Origin of the sequence: Microcella sp. (assembly GCF_046293215.1) — a bacterium.
In the GTDB taxonomy this organism is placed as follows: Bacteria; Actinomycetota; Actinomycetes; order Actinomycetales; family Microbacteriaceae; genus Microcella.
In genome coordinates this window covers 95,178-109,418 of the sequence record NZ_JBKBPI010000004.1, presented here as the reverse complement: position 1 = coordinate 109,418, position 14,241 = coordinate 95,178, and the positions used below count along the sequence as shown (strand labels likewise).

11 protein-coding genes are annotated in these 14,241 nt (G+C 68.9%); 5 read left to right on the top strand and 6 right to left on the bottom strand.

What is annotated here, in order from left to right; all coding sequences use genetic code 11:
- Window positions 1-66: 66 nt before the first annotated feature.
- The gene (gene rarD, locus ACK4SC_RS05255) at window positions 67-1,017 is read left to right on the top strand and encodes an EamA family transporter RarD (RefSeq protein ID WP_409615613.1); all 951 of its coding nucleotides are present in this window, start codon (window positions 67-69) and stop codon (window positions 1,015-1,017) included.
- On the opposite strand, the gene ACK4SC_RS05250 is transcribed toward rarD, so the two are convergent.
- Both ACK4SC_RS05250 and ACK4SC_RS05245 read right to left on the bottom strand, forming a co-directional pair.
- On the bottom strand, window positions 1,014-2,336 hold the full coding sequence (locus ACK4SC_RS05250) for an aspartate aminotransferase family protein (RefSeq protein WP_409615611.1): 1,323 nt from the start codon (window positions 2,334-2,336) through the stop codon (window positions 1,014-1,016). The two genes, rarD and ACK4SC_RS05250, sit on opposite strands and share 4 nt — an antisense overlap.
- Window positions 2,333-3,427: a phosphotransferase gene (locus tag ACK4SC_RS05245; protein ID WP_409615608.1), complete on the bottom strand. Its 1,095-nt coding sequence runs from the start codon at window positions 3,425-3,427 to the stop codon at window positions 2,333-2,335. Before ACK4SC_RS05245 ends, ACK4SC_RS05250 begins: the two co-directional genes overlap by 4 nt.
- Window positions 3,428-3,526: 99 nt before the next feature.
- Here ACK4SC_RS05245 and ACK4SC_RS05240 point away from each other — a divergent pair, with 99 nt between their 5' ends.
- Both ACK4SC_RS05240 and ACK4SC_RS05235 read left to right on the top strand, forming a co-directional pair.
- Complete coding sequence (locus ACK4SC_RS05240; protein ID WP_409615606.1) at window positions 3,527-4,828, top strand: ABC transporter substrate-binding protein; 1,302 nt, start codon at window positions 3,527-3,529, stop codon at window positions 4,826-4,828.
- A gap of 230 nt (window positions 4,829-5,058) precedes the next feature.
- Window positions 5,059-6,330 carry an ABC transporter substrate-binding protein gene (locus tag ACK4SC_RS05235; protein ID WP_409615603.1) on the top strand — a complete coding sequence of 424 codons (1,272 nt, stop codon included), beginning with the start codon at window positions 5,059-5,061 and terminating at the stop codon, window positions 6,328-6,330.
- Window positions 6,331-7,046: 716 nt separating this feature from the next.
- Here the strand turns inward: ACK4SC_RS05235 and ACK4SC_RS05230 are convergent.
- The 4 genes from ACK4SC_RS05230 to ACK4SC_RS05215 are packed head-to-tail and all read right to left on the bottom strand — an operon-like array spanning window position 7,047 to window position 11,033.
- Window positions 7,047-7,823, bottom strand: a complete 777-nt coding sequence (locus ACK4SC_RS05230; RefSeq protein WP_409615600.1) for an ABC transporter ATP-binding protein — start codon at window positions 7,821-7,823, stop codon at window positions 7,047-7,049.
- On the bottom strand, window positions 7,795-8,727 hold the full coding sequence (locus tag ACK4SC_RS05225) for an ABC transporter ATP-binding protein (RefSeq protein WP_409615598.1): 933 nt from the start codon (window positions 8,725-8,727) through the stop codon (window positions 7,795-7,797). Before ACK4SC_RS05225 ends, ACK4SC_RS05230 begins: the two co-directional genes overlap by 29 nt.
- Window positions 8,717-9,697 (bottom strand): branched-chain amino acid ABC transporter permease, encoded by a 981-nt coding sequence (locus ACK4SC_RS05220; protein ID WP_409615914.1) that lies wholly within the window; start codon window positions 9,695-9,697, stop codon window positions 8,717-8,719. The genes ACK4SC_RS05225 and ACK4SC_RS05220 overlap by 11 nt, the downstream gene beginning before the upstream one ends.
- 7 nt (window positions 9,698-9,704) lie before the next feature.
- Window positions 9,705-11,033, bottom strand: a complete 1,329-nt coding sequence (locus ACK4SC_RS05215) for a branched-chain amino acid ABC transporter permease (protein ID WP_409615596.1) — start codon at window positions 11,031-11,033, stop codon at window positions 9,705-9,707.
- A gap of 234 nt (window positions 11,034-11,267) precedes the next feature.
- On the opposite strand from ACK4SC_RS05215, the gene guaB reads away from it, so the two are divergent.
- Both guaB and ACK4SC_RS05205 read left to right on the top strand, forming a co-directional pair.
- Window positions 11,268-12,770: an IMP dehydrogenase gene (gene guaB, locus ACK4SC_RS05210; RefSeq protein WP_409615593.1), complete on the top strand. Its 1,503-nt coding sequence runs from the start codon at window positions 11,268-11,270 to the stop codon at window positions 12,768-12,770.
- Between the two features lie 389 nt (window positions 12,771-13,159).
- The gene (locus tag ACK4SC_RS05205; protein WP_409615591.1) at window positions 13,160-14,116 is read left to right on the top strand and encodes a hypothetical protein; all 957 of its coding nucleotides are present in this window, start codon (window positions 13,160-13,162) and stop codon (window positions 14,114-14,116) included.
- Window positions 14,117-14,241 lie beyond the last annotated feature (125 nt).

Below are 14,241 nucleotides of genomic sequence, written 5' to 3'. Positions count from 1 at the left end.
CATCCACGAATCAGACCCCCGACCCTCGCGGTCGGGGGTCATTCGTTTCCAAACTAGAGTGGCGACGTGAGCGATCAGCGCGACAGAAGCCAGGGCTTTGCCGCCGCTGTCGGCGCCTACGGGCTCTGGGGTCTGCTGCCCGTCTACTTCATTCTTCTGCAGCCGTCTGGCGCGATCGAGATCGTCGCATGGCGCATTCTGCTCTCGCTCGTTTTCTGCCTCATCCTGCTCGTCGCCACCCGCACCCTCGCGCTGCTGGCGGCGATCGTGCGCAACCGGCGACTGCTGGGTTTGAGTGCGCTCACGGCGGTGCTGATCGGCATCAACTGGCACGTGTACCTGTACGGGTCGCTCAACGGCTTCATCGTCGAGGCGGCGCTCGGGTACTTCATCAACCCCCTCGTGTCGATCGCGCTCGGCGTGATCTTCCTACGCGAGCGCCTGCGGCCCGTGCAATGGGTCGCGGTGGGCATCAGCGTGCTCGCGGTCGTGGTGCTCACGGTCGGCTACGGCCGGCTCCCGTGGATCGCGCTTGTGCTCGCCCTGTCGTTCGGCTTCTACGGTTTCGTGAAAAACCGCATGGGCAAGCAAGTCACGGCGGTCGCCGGACTCACGATGGAGTCGGCCTGGCTCGTGCCACTCGCGGTCGCCGAACTCCTCGTCGTCGCGCTGTTCTTCGATGGGCTCACGATGGGGCGCGAGGGCCTCGGTCACGCCGTGCTGCTCGGCCTCGCCGGCGTCGTCACCGCGGTGCCGCTGCTGCTGTTCGCCGCGGCCGCGCGGCGTCTGCCGCTCACCGTGCTCGGGTTCTTCCAGTACTTCGCGCCCATCCTGCAGTTTCTGTTCGGGGTGTTCGTCATGCTCGAGCCGATGCCGCTCGAGCGCTGGATCGGCTTCGCCCTCGTCTGGATTGCGCTCATGGTGCTGACGGCCGACGCCGTGCGGCAGCGGCGCCGGGCACTGCGCGGTCGCGCTGCTGACCCCGCGCCGCTCACGGGCCCGGTGCAGACGGTCTAGCCGTTCGGCGCGTCGGCGACCTCGGTGAGTGCCGCATCGAGCGCGGTGAGGAAGCGATCGATGTCGGCACCCGAGAACGGCAGCGGTGGGCGGATCTTCAGCGCCGCGTTGTGCGGCCCCGACGCGCTGATCAGCACCCGCCGCTCGCGCAGGGCATTCACCAGACGAATCGTGGTCGCCTCGTCGGGCTCGCCCGATTCGGCGTGCACGATGTCGAGTGCCGCGTACAGTCCCCGGCCGCGGGCGTTCGTCGCGTGTGGGTGGCGAGAGGCCACCTCGTGAAGCCCCGCCAACAGGTTCTCACCGGCGCGCTCGGCGTGCGCAGGGAGACCCTCGTCGTGCAGCACCTCCCAGGTGGCGCGGGCGGCGGCGACCGCGACGGGGGTTCCGGCGAACGTGTTGAAGTAGCGCACGTCGCGGCCGAACGACTCCATAACGCTGCGGCGGGCGGCGAGGGCCGCCACCGGGTAGCCGTTGCCCATCGGTTTGCCGAGCGTGAGCAACTCGGGCTCGAGCCCGTGGAGCGCGCTTCCCCACAGCGCCGGACCGAGTCGGCCGAAGCCCGGCTGCACCTCGTCGGCGATCACCAGCCCGCCCGCTGCCCGCACGGCGCGGGCCACCTGATCCAGACTCGCCGCGGTCGCGGCGCTCGGGGCGATGAAGCCGTCGCTCGCGAACGACGTGTCGATGAGCAGGGCGGCGACGCCCGCCCCCGACGCGACGAGGCTGTCGATGGCGTGGCGAGCATCCTCGATCATCGCGCCGCCGTCGCCGACTGGCGGCGCGATGAGGCGTACGTCCGGGCCAATGCTGTCGGGCCCGCCGAGCGAGGGCGACACCTCGGCTACCGACGCGGTCACCCCGTGATAGGCGTGGCGCGTGACGAGCACCCCGCGGTGGCCGGTCGCGTGCCGCGCCACGCGCAGCGCGAGATCGTTCGCCTCGCTGCCCGTGCAGGTGAGGCTGAGAGCGTCGAGACCGGCGGGCAGCGCCGCGAGCAGCGTCTCGGCGTACTCGGCGAGGCTCGCGTGCAGGTACCGGGTGTGCGTGTTGACGCGCGCCGCCTGCTCGGCGATCGCCGCGACGACGCGGGGGTGGGCGTGGCCGACGCTCGGCACGTTGTTGTACACATCGAGGTACTCGTCGCCGTCGCGCGTGTAGAGCTTCGTGCCGTGCCCGCGCACGAACTCGAGGGGACGCTCGTAGAACAGCCGGTAGCCGGGGGCGAGCACGGCCTCGCGGCGGTCGACCAGTGCGCGCGTGTGAGCGTCGAGCGCGTCGCGGTGCTCGGGGCGGAAGTACGTCGAGGGTCCGATCACGGGGCTTCTCCGAGCTGTTCGGGCGCGAGATGCGCGGTGAGAGCCGCCAGCTCAGCGCGCAGCCTCGCGAGATTGCGGCTCGCGTACGTCGCCCGCGTGCTGCTGGCCTCGGCCACGGCCGAGTTGAGGGCGGCCCGCTGGGCGAGGCGGACGAGCACGAGTGGGGCGATGAGGTCGCGCTCGACCGCGCTGAGCGGCTCACCCGCAGCCGCCCACGCCTGCGCCGCCCCCGTGACGAGGGCCGCGGCGGGCGCCCAGGGGCTCGCGGCGAGCTCGAGGTCGCCGGCGTCGGCCACGGCGGAGGCGTAGGAGGCGGCGACGGCGAGGTCGGCCACCCGCGGCGTGTGGGTGAGGTCGCCGAAGTCGAGAAACCCGGTCACGGACAGTGTCGAGTCATCGGTGCCGGGGGTGACGAGCACGTTCTCGCCGTGCGCGTCGTTGTGCGCGAGAACGCGGGGCTGTCGCGCCAGTCGGGGCACGACCTCGGCTGCCGCGCGGTCGAGCATGGCCGCCGCGGCCCGCCTGAGCTGCGCATCGGCAATGCGGTCGCACGCCGCCCGTGCGGCGCCGATCTCGAGAAGGTTCCACGGGCTCGGCGCGGGCCGGAGCCCCGGTGGCAGTCGTCGGCCGGCGCTCGCGACGGCGCTAGCGAATGCCGCCTGCGCCGCCCCGAAACGTCGCAGTGCCTCGGCGCCGCGCGGGCGCGCGTTCCACGGCTCGCCCTCGAGCCAGGTCACCACGCGGGCCCGGCGCGGTCCGTCGACCGTGGGGATCGACACGGCGGAGAGGGTGTCGCGTGTCGGGACGACACGGCTCACGGGAAGGTGGGGCGCGTGGGCGGCGAGGTCCGCGAGAACGGCGAGCTGAGAATCCACGGTGCTGTCCGAGTCGGCAGGATGCGCGACCTTCAGCACGACGCGCTGGCCACTGTCGAGCTCGACGCGGAACGTGTCGTCGCGCTCGGTCGCCAGGCGGCTTAGCGCGCGGGGCGCGAGACCCCACTGCTCGCGCAGCACGGCGGCCGCCTCCTCGGCAGCGAGCGGCGTCGCGGGCGCCGTGAGGGTCAGCGCGAGTGCGGCGGGGTCGACCACGAGGCTCAGCGTAGACCGACGACGCCCGCACGGCTCGTCCGTGGGGCCGCGTCGGCCAGGTAGTCTTCCGGCGCCGGAGATATTCACGGAAGGACCCCGATGCGCCGCACCGCTGACGCTCGCCGCTCGCACCACCGCCGCGCCGCGCGGCTCGCGCTACCCGCCGCGCTGGCGGTCTCAGCCCTCGTGCTCGCCGGCTGCACGGCCGAACCCGAGCCGATGCCGGTGCCCACCGAGCCCGCGCCGTCACCGACGCCCTTCCGGGAGGTGGCACCGAGTGGTGACGGCCAACTCGTCATCGGAACGCTGCTGCCCACTGACGGCGACACTGCTGGCGTAGCCGCGGCGCAGATCGCCGCCGTCGAGGTCGCCGTGCGCGAACTCAACGACAACGGGGGAGTGCTCGACGAGATCGTGACGGTCGTGCACCGCAATTCGGGAACCGAGCCGGGCGACGAGCTCGAGTCCGCGTTCGCCGACCTCGTCGACCGCGGTGTCGACGTCGTCATCGGCCCCTTCACCGACGCCCTGGTCGAGCAAACGTTGCCGCTTGCCGCGGAGGCGGGCGTCGCGCTCATCTCGACCGGCGCCACGGGAGCGCTCGAGGGCGCCGATGAGGGCTACTTCGCCCGCGTCGTGCCGACCGACCGACTGCAGGGGGTTGCTCTGGCCCAGGGCGCCATCGCCGATGGGGCAGCGAGCATCGCCGTCGTGGCGTCAGACGATGCGTACGGCGAGGCGGTTGCCGATGGGGTCGCCGACGCCGCCGACGCGGCAGGCCTTGACGAGCCCACCGTGGTAACCGTGAGCTCGTCGAGCGCGGCCGGAGTGGCCGCTGCCGCCGACGCCGACGCCGTCATTGTCGCGACCAGCACCGCCCTCGCCGACATCACGGCAGGGATGCTCGACGACCTTCTCGGGGCCGGCCTCAGCCCGGCGAGCCTCTGGCTCGCCTCCGCGGCCGCTGCCGACTACTCGGGGTCGCTCGACGCCGGCGCGCTCGAGGGCGCCCGAGGCGCGCTTCTGGGCGCTGAGGCCGACGACGCGTTCGTCGAGCGCCTGCTGTTCGCCGACCCGTTCCTGGGCGGATTCCGCTGGGCGCCCGAGGCGTACGACGCGGTGCTGTTGGCGGCGCTCGCCGCGACCGTGATCGGTGACGATGGCGGAGCATCCATCATCGCCGGGCTGCCGCAGGTCTCGCGGGAGGGTGCTCCGTGTACGAGCTACGGGGAGTGCCTGCAGTTCCTGATCGATGAGCCCGATGCTGGCCTCAACTACCAGGGTCTGTCTGGCCCGCTGGGCCTGCGTGTCGACGGCGATGTGGACGAGGCGGCCTTCGGTCTTGGCGTGTACACCGATGAGAATCGGCCGGTGCGCGACGGGAATCTGCTTACGAACTGATCACGCGCCTCCGCAACGCGCCCTCGCGGGCCGGATGCTCGTGCGGAATTCGTGGCGTGGACGGGTCGTTCTGCACGGAAACCGTGTCGACGGCCGGTGTTACGCACTGTTTCTGGCCGTTACAGGGATGTAACCCGCACGTATTGTGTGACGCCAATTCGCCCCGTAACTTGGGGCCACGGCAATGAACCCATTGCTGTGTCCTGAACACACGAAACGCAAGGAGCACCATGGGCGTATTCATCACGGCCTCCCGCTCGCGGTTCCGCACTGTCCTCGGAGGCGCTGGCCTCCTGGCCGCTAGCGCACTTGTGCTGGCTGGCTGCGCGGCAGAGTCGGAAGCCCCCGAGCCCGCCGACCCCACGACCCCCACCACCCCCGGTGAAGACCTGAGCCTCCGCGTCGGCACGATCCTGCCGCAGTCGGGCGCGCTGGCCTTCCTCGGACCGCCCGAAGAGGCCGGTGTCGCGCTCGCCGTGCAGGAGGTCAACGAGGCGAACGCGGGAATCACCGTCGAGGCGATCTACCGCGACTCGGGTGACACCACCACCGACATCGCCACCGTTTCGGTCACCGACCTGCTCTCGCAGGACGTGTCGGCCATCATCGGTGCGGCCTCGTCGGCTGTGTCGCTGACCGTGATCGACCAGATCACTGGTGCGGGCGTTATTCAGTTCTCGCCCGCGAACACCTCGCCGGCGTTCACCGACTACGCCGACAACGGACTGTACTGGCGTACCGCCCCCAGCGACCTGCTGCAGGGTGAGGTGCTCGGTAACCTCATCGCGGAGGACGGCGCCCAGTCGCTCGGTCTCCTCGTCCTGAACGACGCCTACGGCACCGGCCTCGCCGAGGCCACCAAGGCCGCGTTCGAGGCTGCTGGTGGTTCGGTTGTCGCTGAGGAGCTCTTCAACGAGGGTGACGCCAGCGTCGACGCTCAGGTTTCGGCCCTCTCGGCCGCGGCCCCCGAGGCCATCGCGGTCATCACCTTCGACCAGGCGAAGTTCGCCCTGCCGGCCCTCGTCAACGCGGGCTTCTCGGGCGAGCAGCTCTACCTGGTTGACGGTAACCTCGCCGACTACTCGGGCGACTTCGAAGAGGGCCTGATCGAGGGCGCCAAGGGCACCCTGCCCGGCCTCGACATCGAGACCCTCGGTGACTTCCAGGACCGCCTCCTCGAGGTGGACCCCAACCTGACCGAGTTCAGCTACGCCGCTGAGTCGTACGACGCCGTCATCCTGCTCGCGCTTGCCGCCCTGGCTGCCGGCTCGACCGACGGTGCCGCCATGGCTGGCCAGCTGCAGGCTGTGTCGGGTGGTTCGGGCGGTGGCGAGAAGTGCTTCTCGTTCGCCGAGTGTGCTGAGATCCTCGCCGGTGGCGGAGCGATCGACTACGACGGTCCGTCCGGCCCGATCACCTTCGACGAGAACGGTGACCCGACCGAGGCGACCATCGGCATCTTCCAGTACAACGCCGACAACACCTTCAGCCGCATCAACTAAGTGATTCGTCACTCGGTCTGATCGACTGAACGAGGGCCCCGGGAGTTCGCTCCCGGGGCCCTTTCCCGTGCCCGGTGCGAGTCGCCCGGAGCGACTTGGCCGGCGCGCGTCGCCCGGCGCGTGCACGGGCGCGGCCCGGTGCGCCCCCCGCTGCGGGCGCGCCCGTTGCGCGCCCGCGTTCCGCTCACACGCACAAGGCACGCCCACGCGCACGAGGCACGCCAAAGGGTGCCGCGCGCGCCCAACGTTGCGCATGCGCCGCAATCTCCGGCGTGCGTAGTGTCGAAGTGGGGTACTGCCGCACCGCCGTGGTGCCGTAGTGCCGTAGTGCTGCCGTGGTGCCGTGGTGCCGTGGGGCCGTAGTGCTGCCGTGCCTCTGCGCTACTGTCCCTCCGCACCCCGAGCGATTGTCGCCCCCGCGCCCCGCGCGGCTGTCACCGTGTGCCCCTGCACTGCCGCCACCCCGCACCCCCACGCGGCCCCGCGCCACAACACGCTCACCCCGACCCCGACCCCGACCCCGACCCCGACCCCGACCCCGACCCCGACCCGGCCCCCGACCCGGCCCCCGGCCCCGGCCCTGGCCCCGGTCCGTGTGCCCAGGCCCGAGAGCATCGGCTGCGGCGCTCTGCGCGCCCCCTCACGCACGAAACGGGGCCCGGGAGGATCAGATCCTCCCGGGCCCCGTTTGCAGCTCTGTGCGCCCCTCTGCGGCGCTATTCCTGCCCGAGGGTGCCGAGGTACAGCCCAATGACCTTCGGGTCGTTGAGCAGCTCGCGGCCGGTTCCCTCGTACGCGTCCTTGCCCTGGTCGAGCACGTAGCCGCGGTCGCAGATCTGAAGGCAGCGGCGTGCGTTCTGCTCGACCATGATGGTCGTCACGCCGGCCTTGTTGATCTCCTTGACACGCAGGAACGCCTCGTCCTGACGCACCGGTGACAGACCCGCGCTCGGCTCGTCGAGCAGGATGACCTCGGGACTCATCATGAGCGCGCGGCTCATGGCGACCATCTGGCGCTCACCGCCCGAGAGCGAGCCGGCCCGCTGCTGCAGGCGCTTGCCGAGTTCGGGGAAGATGTTGACCACGAACTCGAGTCGGTGCGAGAAGTCCTTCGGGCGCAGGAAGATCCCCATCTGAAGGTTCTCTTCGATCGTCAGCGTCGGGAAGACATTGTTCGTCTGCGGCACGAAGCCGACACCCTTCGCGACGAGCTTGTTCGCCTTCAGGTTCGTGATGTCCTCGCCGTAGAGCGAGATCGATCCCGAACGCACCTTCACGAGGCCGAAGATCGCCTTCAGGAGCGTCGACTTTCCGGCGCCGTTCGGCCCGATGATTCCGATCAACTCGCCATCGCGCGCGGTGAGCGAACAGTCGGTGAGGATGTTGATCCCGGGCAGATACCCGGCCGTCACGTTGTCGACGTGGACGACGACCTTACGGTCGTCGACGACCGCGCCGCCGGCCTCAGTGCTTGATTTCGTCGGCGTCGTCATCCGCCAGCTCCTTCACTGCTTCGGTGATGCTCGGGTCAAGCTCGCCCAGGTCTTCATCGTGGTGTGAACCGAGGTAGGCGTCGATGACCGCGGGGTTCTTCATGACCTCGTGCGGGTCACCCTCCGCCACCACGCGTCCCTCGGCCATCACGACGACCCAGTCGGCGATGTGCCGCACCATGTGCATGTCGTGTTCGACGAAGAGCACGGTCATGCCCTCGGTCTTCAGGTTGAGGATGTGGTCGAGCAGTGACTGCGTCAGCGCCGGGTTCACCCCGGCCATCGGCTCGTCAAGCATGACCAGCGTCGGCTCGCTCATGAGCGCCCGCGCCATCTCGAGCAGCTTGCGCTGCCCGCCAGACAGACTCGCGGCGTAGTCGTCCTTCTTGGCGTCGAGCTTGAAGCGGGCGAGCAGGTCGAGCGCGCGCGCCTCGATCTCCTCCTCCTCCTTGCGCCAGAACCAGGGGAACAGCGCCTTCGTCAGGCTCTCGCCGCTCTGCCCCTTGGCGCCGAGCTTCATGTTGTCGAGAACCGTCAGTAGGCCGAGGGCCTTGGTGAGCTGGAACGTGCGCACCTGGCCGCTGCGCGCGACCTTGAACGCGGGAACGCCGGCGATCTTGTTGCCGTCGAATGTCCAGTCACCCGTGTCCGGCTTGTCGAAGCCGGTCAGCAGGTTGAACAGCGTCGTCTTGCCCGCACCGTTCGGCCCGATCAGCGCCGTGATCGCACCGCGCGGAATCTCGAGGTGCTCGACGTCGACGGCGGTCAGACCGCCGAACGACCGCTTGATGTGGTCGGCGACGATGATGGGGTCAACCTTCTTGACCCCGGGAGCAGGTTCGCCGATGTGCAGGCCGGTGCTCTTGATAGGCGTGCTCGAGGGCACGGCGTCGTTACTTGACAAAGGCCAGCTCCTTCTTGTTGCCGAAGATGCCCTGTGGCCTGAATATCACCAAGAGCATGATCACGATGCCGACGAGGATGAACTGCAGCTGCCCGGCCTGAATGGTCGACATGAAGGGCAGCCAGCCCACCTCCACGGCGCGGGCGACGAAGCCCGAGAACAGGCTGAGCGACACCCAGAACACGATCGCGCCGACGATGGGGCCGAGCACGGTCGCCGCTCCACCGAGCAGCAGGATCGCGTAGATGAAGAACGTCAGCGACGGCTGGTAGTTCGACGGCACGATCGCGCGCGGTAGCACGAAGATCATGCCGGCGAGCGAGCCAAAGACGCCACCGAGAACGAGAGCCTGCATCTTGTAGAAGTAGACGTTCTTGCCGAGGGCGCGTACAGCATCCTCGTCTTCACGGATTCCCTTGATGACGCGGCCCCACGGCGACTTCATGATGCGCCACGTGATGAGGCCCGCGATGATCACGAGGCCCCAGCCGAAGATGCGCACCCACCAGTCGTACTCGTTGTAGGTGAAGGGTCCGAAGCCGTAGCGGCCCGGCGGAATCGGGTTGACCGCCTCGAAGCTGCCCTTGTACCCCTGCAGGCCGTTGGCGGACCCGGTGTACTGCACGAAGGTGTTTGTGGTGAACATCAACCTGACGATCTCGGCGGCGGCGATCGTGACGATTGCCAAATAGTCGGCCCGCAGTCGCAGGGTCGGCACACCGAGGATCAGCGCGAAGATGATCGAGACGCCGACACCGACGAGCATGGCGGCCCACCAGGGGAAGCCAAACGTCAGCGTCGAGATGCCGTAGCCGTAGGCGCCGAGCGCCATGAAGCCGGCCTGACCGAAGTTCAGCAGGCCCGTGTAGCCGAAGTGGATCGCGAGGCCGATCGCCGCCAGGGCGTAGGCCGCCGTGACGGGGCTGAGGATCTGCTGCGCGGCGTTTCCGAAGAGTTGAATCCAGTCGATCATGTCCCTAGCCGATCCGTTCCTTGCGGCCCAAGATGCCCTGAGGTCGCAGCAGCAGCACGACAATCAGGATCACGAGGGCACCGACGTACTTCATGTCTGCGGCGATGACGAGGGTCGACATCTCGACGAACAGGCCGACGATGATCGAGCCGATCAGGGCGCCGAAGGCGGTGCCGAGACCGCCGAGCACGACGGCGGCGAAGGTGAGCAGCAGGATCTGGAAGCCCATGTCCCAGCTGACGCCCGGGCGGAAGTACGCCCAGAGGATGCCGCCGAGTCCGGCGAGACCACCGGCCATGACCCAGACAATGCGGATCACGCGGTCGACGTCGATACCGGATGCGGCAGCCAGCGCCGGATTGTCGCTGACCGCGCGAGTCGCCTTTCCGAGGCGGGTGCGCAGCAGGAAGTAGGCGACCGCGAGCAGCACGATGATCGCGATGACCATCGAGCCGATGTCGATGAGGCTGAGGCCGTAGAAGCCCGTGTTGAACGCCGTGCTCGTGGCGTAGGGCAGCTGGCGGGTCTCGCCACCGATGAAGAACTGGTACAGGTAGCGCACCGCGAGCGAGAGACCGATCGAGACGATCATCATCGGGATCAGGCCGACGCCCCTCTTACGCAGCGGCTTCCAGAGCCCGGCGTCGTTGACCCACCCGGCGGCCATGCTGAGCAGCAGAGCGATCAGGATTGCCAGGGGCAGGGGAAGCTCGAAGAACACCCCAAACACCAGCACCATGATCGCGCCGAAGGCCACCAGTTCAGCGTGCGCGAAGTTGCTGAGGCCGGTTGTTCCGAAGACCAGCGACAGACCGATCGCCACGAGAGCAAGCAGCAGGCCGAAGTTCAGGCCCAGGAACACCCGGTCGAGAACCTGACCGGCGACGTTCGTCGTGGCCCGCTCACCCTCACCGATAAAGAAGTTGGCGACGACGCTACCGCTAGGGCCGACGGTCGCCTCACGCGAGTTGGGCGTCTCGTCTTCGCCGCTCTCGTCGACGACCGCGATGCCTTCCGGCAGGGTCGACTCGTCGAGGGTGACAACGTACGTGTCGCGCTCGGGAACGCCGATGGCCCAGCGGCCCTCGGCGTTGGTAACTGCCTCGGCCGACTGGCCGGGGCCCTCGACGGTGATGCGAATGCCCTCAAGGGGTTCGCCGTCGAGGCGGACGATGCCGCTCACGCGATAGTCGTTCTCGTCGATACCCACTTGCGACGCGGCGTGTGCCGGCGCGGCAGAGAGCAGCGCGACGGCACCGAATAGCAGCGCCAATAGGGTCGCGACGAGTCGAGGCCATCGCCTGCTCGTCGGTGTGGTTGCAGCGTGTGCCACGAAACCTCCAGGTCGTTTCGGGTCGAGGCGCGCAGCCCCGCGGGCCAGGCGGCCCGGTCCGTCAGCGTTGACGATAGGACCCGCACGTTGCCGCCGTGTTTCGCGACAGGATGCGAATCCGCGTAGTCATTATGGTCACGGAATACCGCCGCACCTAACGCGCTTAAGATGAAACACCGGATCCCGTCGCGAATCCGGCCTCGTTCACGCGCGAAGAGAGCAGTCAGGGAACTCATGGAACAGCCCGATCCGTTCGGTTTTGTCGGCCTCACCTACGACGACGTCATGTTGCTTCCGGCGCACACCGACGTGATTCCTTCCGAGGCCGAAACGGCGTCGCGACTGACGAAGCGCATCCGCGTGTTTGCCCCGCTGTTGTCGTCTGCGATGGACACCGTGACCGAGTCGCGGATGGCGATCGCGATGGCCCGCCAGGGCGGCATCGGCGTGCTGCACCGCAACCTCTCCATCGAGGAGCAGGCCGAGCAGGTCGACAAGGTCAAGCGCAGCGAATCCGGCATGATTACCAATCCGGTAACAACCACGCCGGATGCGACGGTCGCCGAGGTTGACGAGCTCTGCGGGCGCTTCCGCGTCTCCGGCCTCCCGGTCGTCGAGGGTGACGGAAAGCTCGTCGGCATCATCACCAACCGCGACATGCGCTTCGTGTCGCGGTTCGAGGCGGCGACGACGCTGGTGCGCGACGTCATGACACCCACTCCGCTGATCACCGGCCCGGTCGGCATCAGCCAGAACGAGGTCGTGGCCCTGTTCGCCCAGCACAAGATCGAGAAGCTGCCGCTTGTCGACGACGCGGGTCGGTTGACCGGCCTCATCACGGTCAAAGACTTCGACAAGAGTGAGCAGTACCCGAACGCGACGAAGGACGACGAGGGCCGGCTCCGCGTTGCTGCGGCGATCGGGTTCTTCGGCGACGCCTGGGACCGCGCCGGCCAGCTGCGTGATGCCGGGGTTGACGTGCTCGTCGTCGACACGGCGAACGGTGACAGCCGCGGCGTGCTCGAGATCATCGCGCGCCTGAAGTCCGACCCGGCCTTCGCGCACATCGACGTGATCGGCGGAAACGTCGCCACGCGCTCCGGAGCACAAGCGCTCGTGGATGCTGGCGCTGACGCCGTCAAGGTCGGCGTCGGCCCCGGCTCCATCTGCACGACCCGGGTCGTGGCTGGCGTGGGTGTGCCGCAGGTGACCGCGGTGTACGAGGCCTCGCTCGCGGCCCGCACGGCCGGCGTTCCCGTGATCGCCGACGGCGGCCTCCAGTACTCGGGAGACATCGCGAAGGCCATCGTGGCCGGTGCGGACACCGTCATGCTCGGCTCGTTGCTCGCCGGAACCGACGAGAGCCCGGGCGACCTGATCTTCGTCAACGGCAAGCAGTTCAAGTCGTACCGCGGTATGGGGTCGCTCGGAGCCCTGCAGACCCGCGGCAAGAAGACGTCGTACTCGCGTGACCGGTACTTCCAGGCCGACGTGCCGAGCGACGAGCAGCTCATCGCCGAGGGCATCGAGGGCCAGGTGCCCTACCGCGGGCCCGTCGGCTCCGTGGTCTACCAGCTGCTCGGCGGCCTGCGCCAGTCGATGTTCTACACCGGGGCGCGCACGATCGACGAGCTGAAGGTGCGGGGCAAGTTCGTGCGCATCACGGCTGCTGGCTTGAAGGAGTCGCACCCGCACGACATCCAGATGGTGGTCGAGGCCCCCAACTACCGCCGGTAGCGCGCGGTAGCCCGCTCCCGCCCGCGCGCGGGCGCCGCCCGCCGCGCCGCGCGTCCGTCCGGCGCCGGCGACGCCATCCCTCGGTGCGTCGCACGGGTTGTGACAGTTCGCACGCTTTCGCGAGTGCGAGGTGTCGCGTCCCATCCGACGCGACGGCGCCGTTCCCTCAGAGCGTTCTGCGGAGACCGGGCGTGCATGCGCGCCCTGAGACGCGCATCCCCCGTTCGTTCTGCCTGGGTGCGACACGTCGTACGCTCCGACGAGTACGACGTGTCGCGAACCGGTCGGCGTGCGAGCACAGTCCCTCCCGAGTTGCCCGCTGATGCCGTCTCTTCACACCGAGCACACCGTGCCGGTGCGCCGATCGGCGCACGGGTCACAGTCGGGCCATGGACGAAGCCATCGCCGACGCCCTCGCCAAAACTCACGTAGTCGCCGAGTTCGACGACACGTCGGTCGCCCGAGCACTGCATCGCTCAACAGCCCGGGGTGAGACCGTTCGCTTGGTTCGCGGTATCTACCTTTCGCGTTCCGTGTTTGATGGCCTGAAGCCCTGGGACCGTGAACTGCTGCGGGCTGTCGCCGCCGCCACCCGCGGGCGTGTGCGGCAGCCACTGTGTGGCATTTCGGCCGCCAGGGTGTGGGGCGTGCCGGTGTTGGAAGACGAACGGGCGCCGATCGTGGACGCGCTGGGCTGGGACAGGCGTGCCACCCGTGTCGCTTCCGATGTGCGGTACTGGGCCACGTCAGATGACCGGTACCGTGTTGTCGAGCAGCGCGGAGTGCTGGTCACTGATCTGCCGCGAACCGTGGCCGAACTCGGTGTGCGGTCATCCTTCGCCCGCGCAGTCGGCGCGCTCGATTGGGCCATCAGGGTGCGGCGGCGTTCCGGCGGGCCGGTGACGACTCGTGATGAGATCCGAGAAGCGGCGGATGCTCTCTCGCTGGTGCGGGGACGGGCGCGACTCGAGCGGGCCCTCGCGTTCGCGGATGGGCGTGCAGAGTCGGTGGGCGAGTCGTGGATGCGCGTGCTCATCCACCAGCTGGGCTTCGAAGTGCCCGACCTCCAGAGGGAGTATCGGATGCTCGACGGCCGCCGGTTTCGCACCGACTTCTGGTGGCCATCAATTCGGCTCGCGGGTGAGTTCGACGGGCGTCTGAAGTACCGCGCGGGCGACGTGAGAGGTGACACCGAGGCCGAGCAGATCGTCATGGAGGAGAAAGACCGCGAGGACGCGGTTCGCTCGACCGGAGATGGGATGCTCCGTTGCGTGTGGCGTGAGCTGCGAGACCCGCGGCTTCTGCGCCAGAAGCTGGAGGCGGCCGGGGTGCCCCGGAGGTCGTAGCGAGCGCGCGTCGTATCGACCGCGACACGTCGTACGGCCTGAAGCGTGCGACCTGTCGTATTCGGTGAGACGGCCGGCGGGCGGGAGCGGGCGCGCAGGCACGGGCGGGCCCACAGGCGGTGGGC

What these genes read in the sequence shown, in the direction of transcription:
- ACK4SC_RS05230 (WP_409615600.1), bottom strand. Translation starts at nt 7,823, where the DNA reads ATGACGACGCCGACGAAATCAAGCACTGAGGCCGGCGGCGCGGTCGTC.
- ACK4SC_RS05205 (WP_409615591.1), top strand. Translation starts at nt 13,160, where the DNA reads ATGGACGAAGCCATCGCCGACGCCCTCGCCAAAACTCACGTAGTCGCC.
- ACK4SC_RS05235 (WP_409615603.1), top strand. Translation starts at nt 5,059, where the DNA reads ATGGGCGTATTCATCACGGCCTCCCGCTCGCGGTTCCGCACTGTCCTC.
- ACK4SC_RS05240 (WP_409615606.1), top strand. Translation starts at nt 3,527, where the DNA reads ATGCGCCGCACCGCTGACGCTCGCCGCTCGCACCACCGCCGCGCCGCG.
- guaB (WP_409615593.1), top strand. Translation starts at nt 11,268, where the DNA reads ATGGAACAGCCCGATCCGTTCGGTTTTGTCGGCCTCACCTACGACGAC.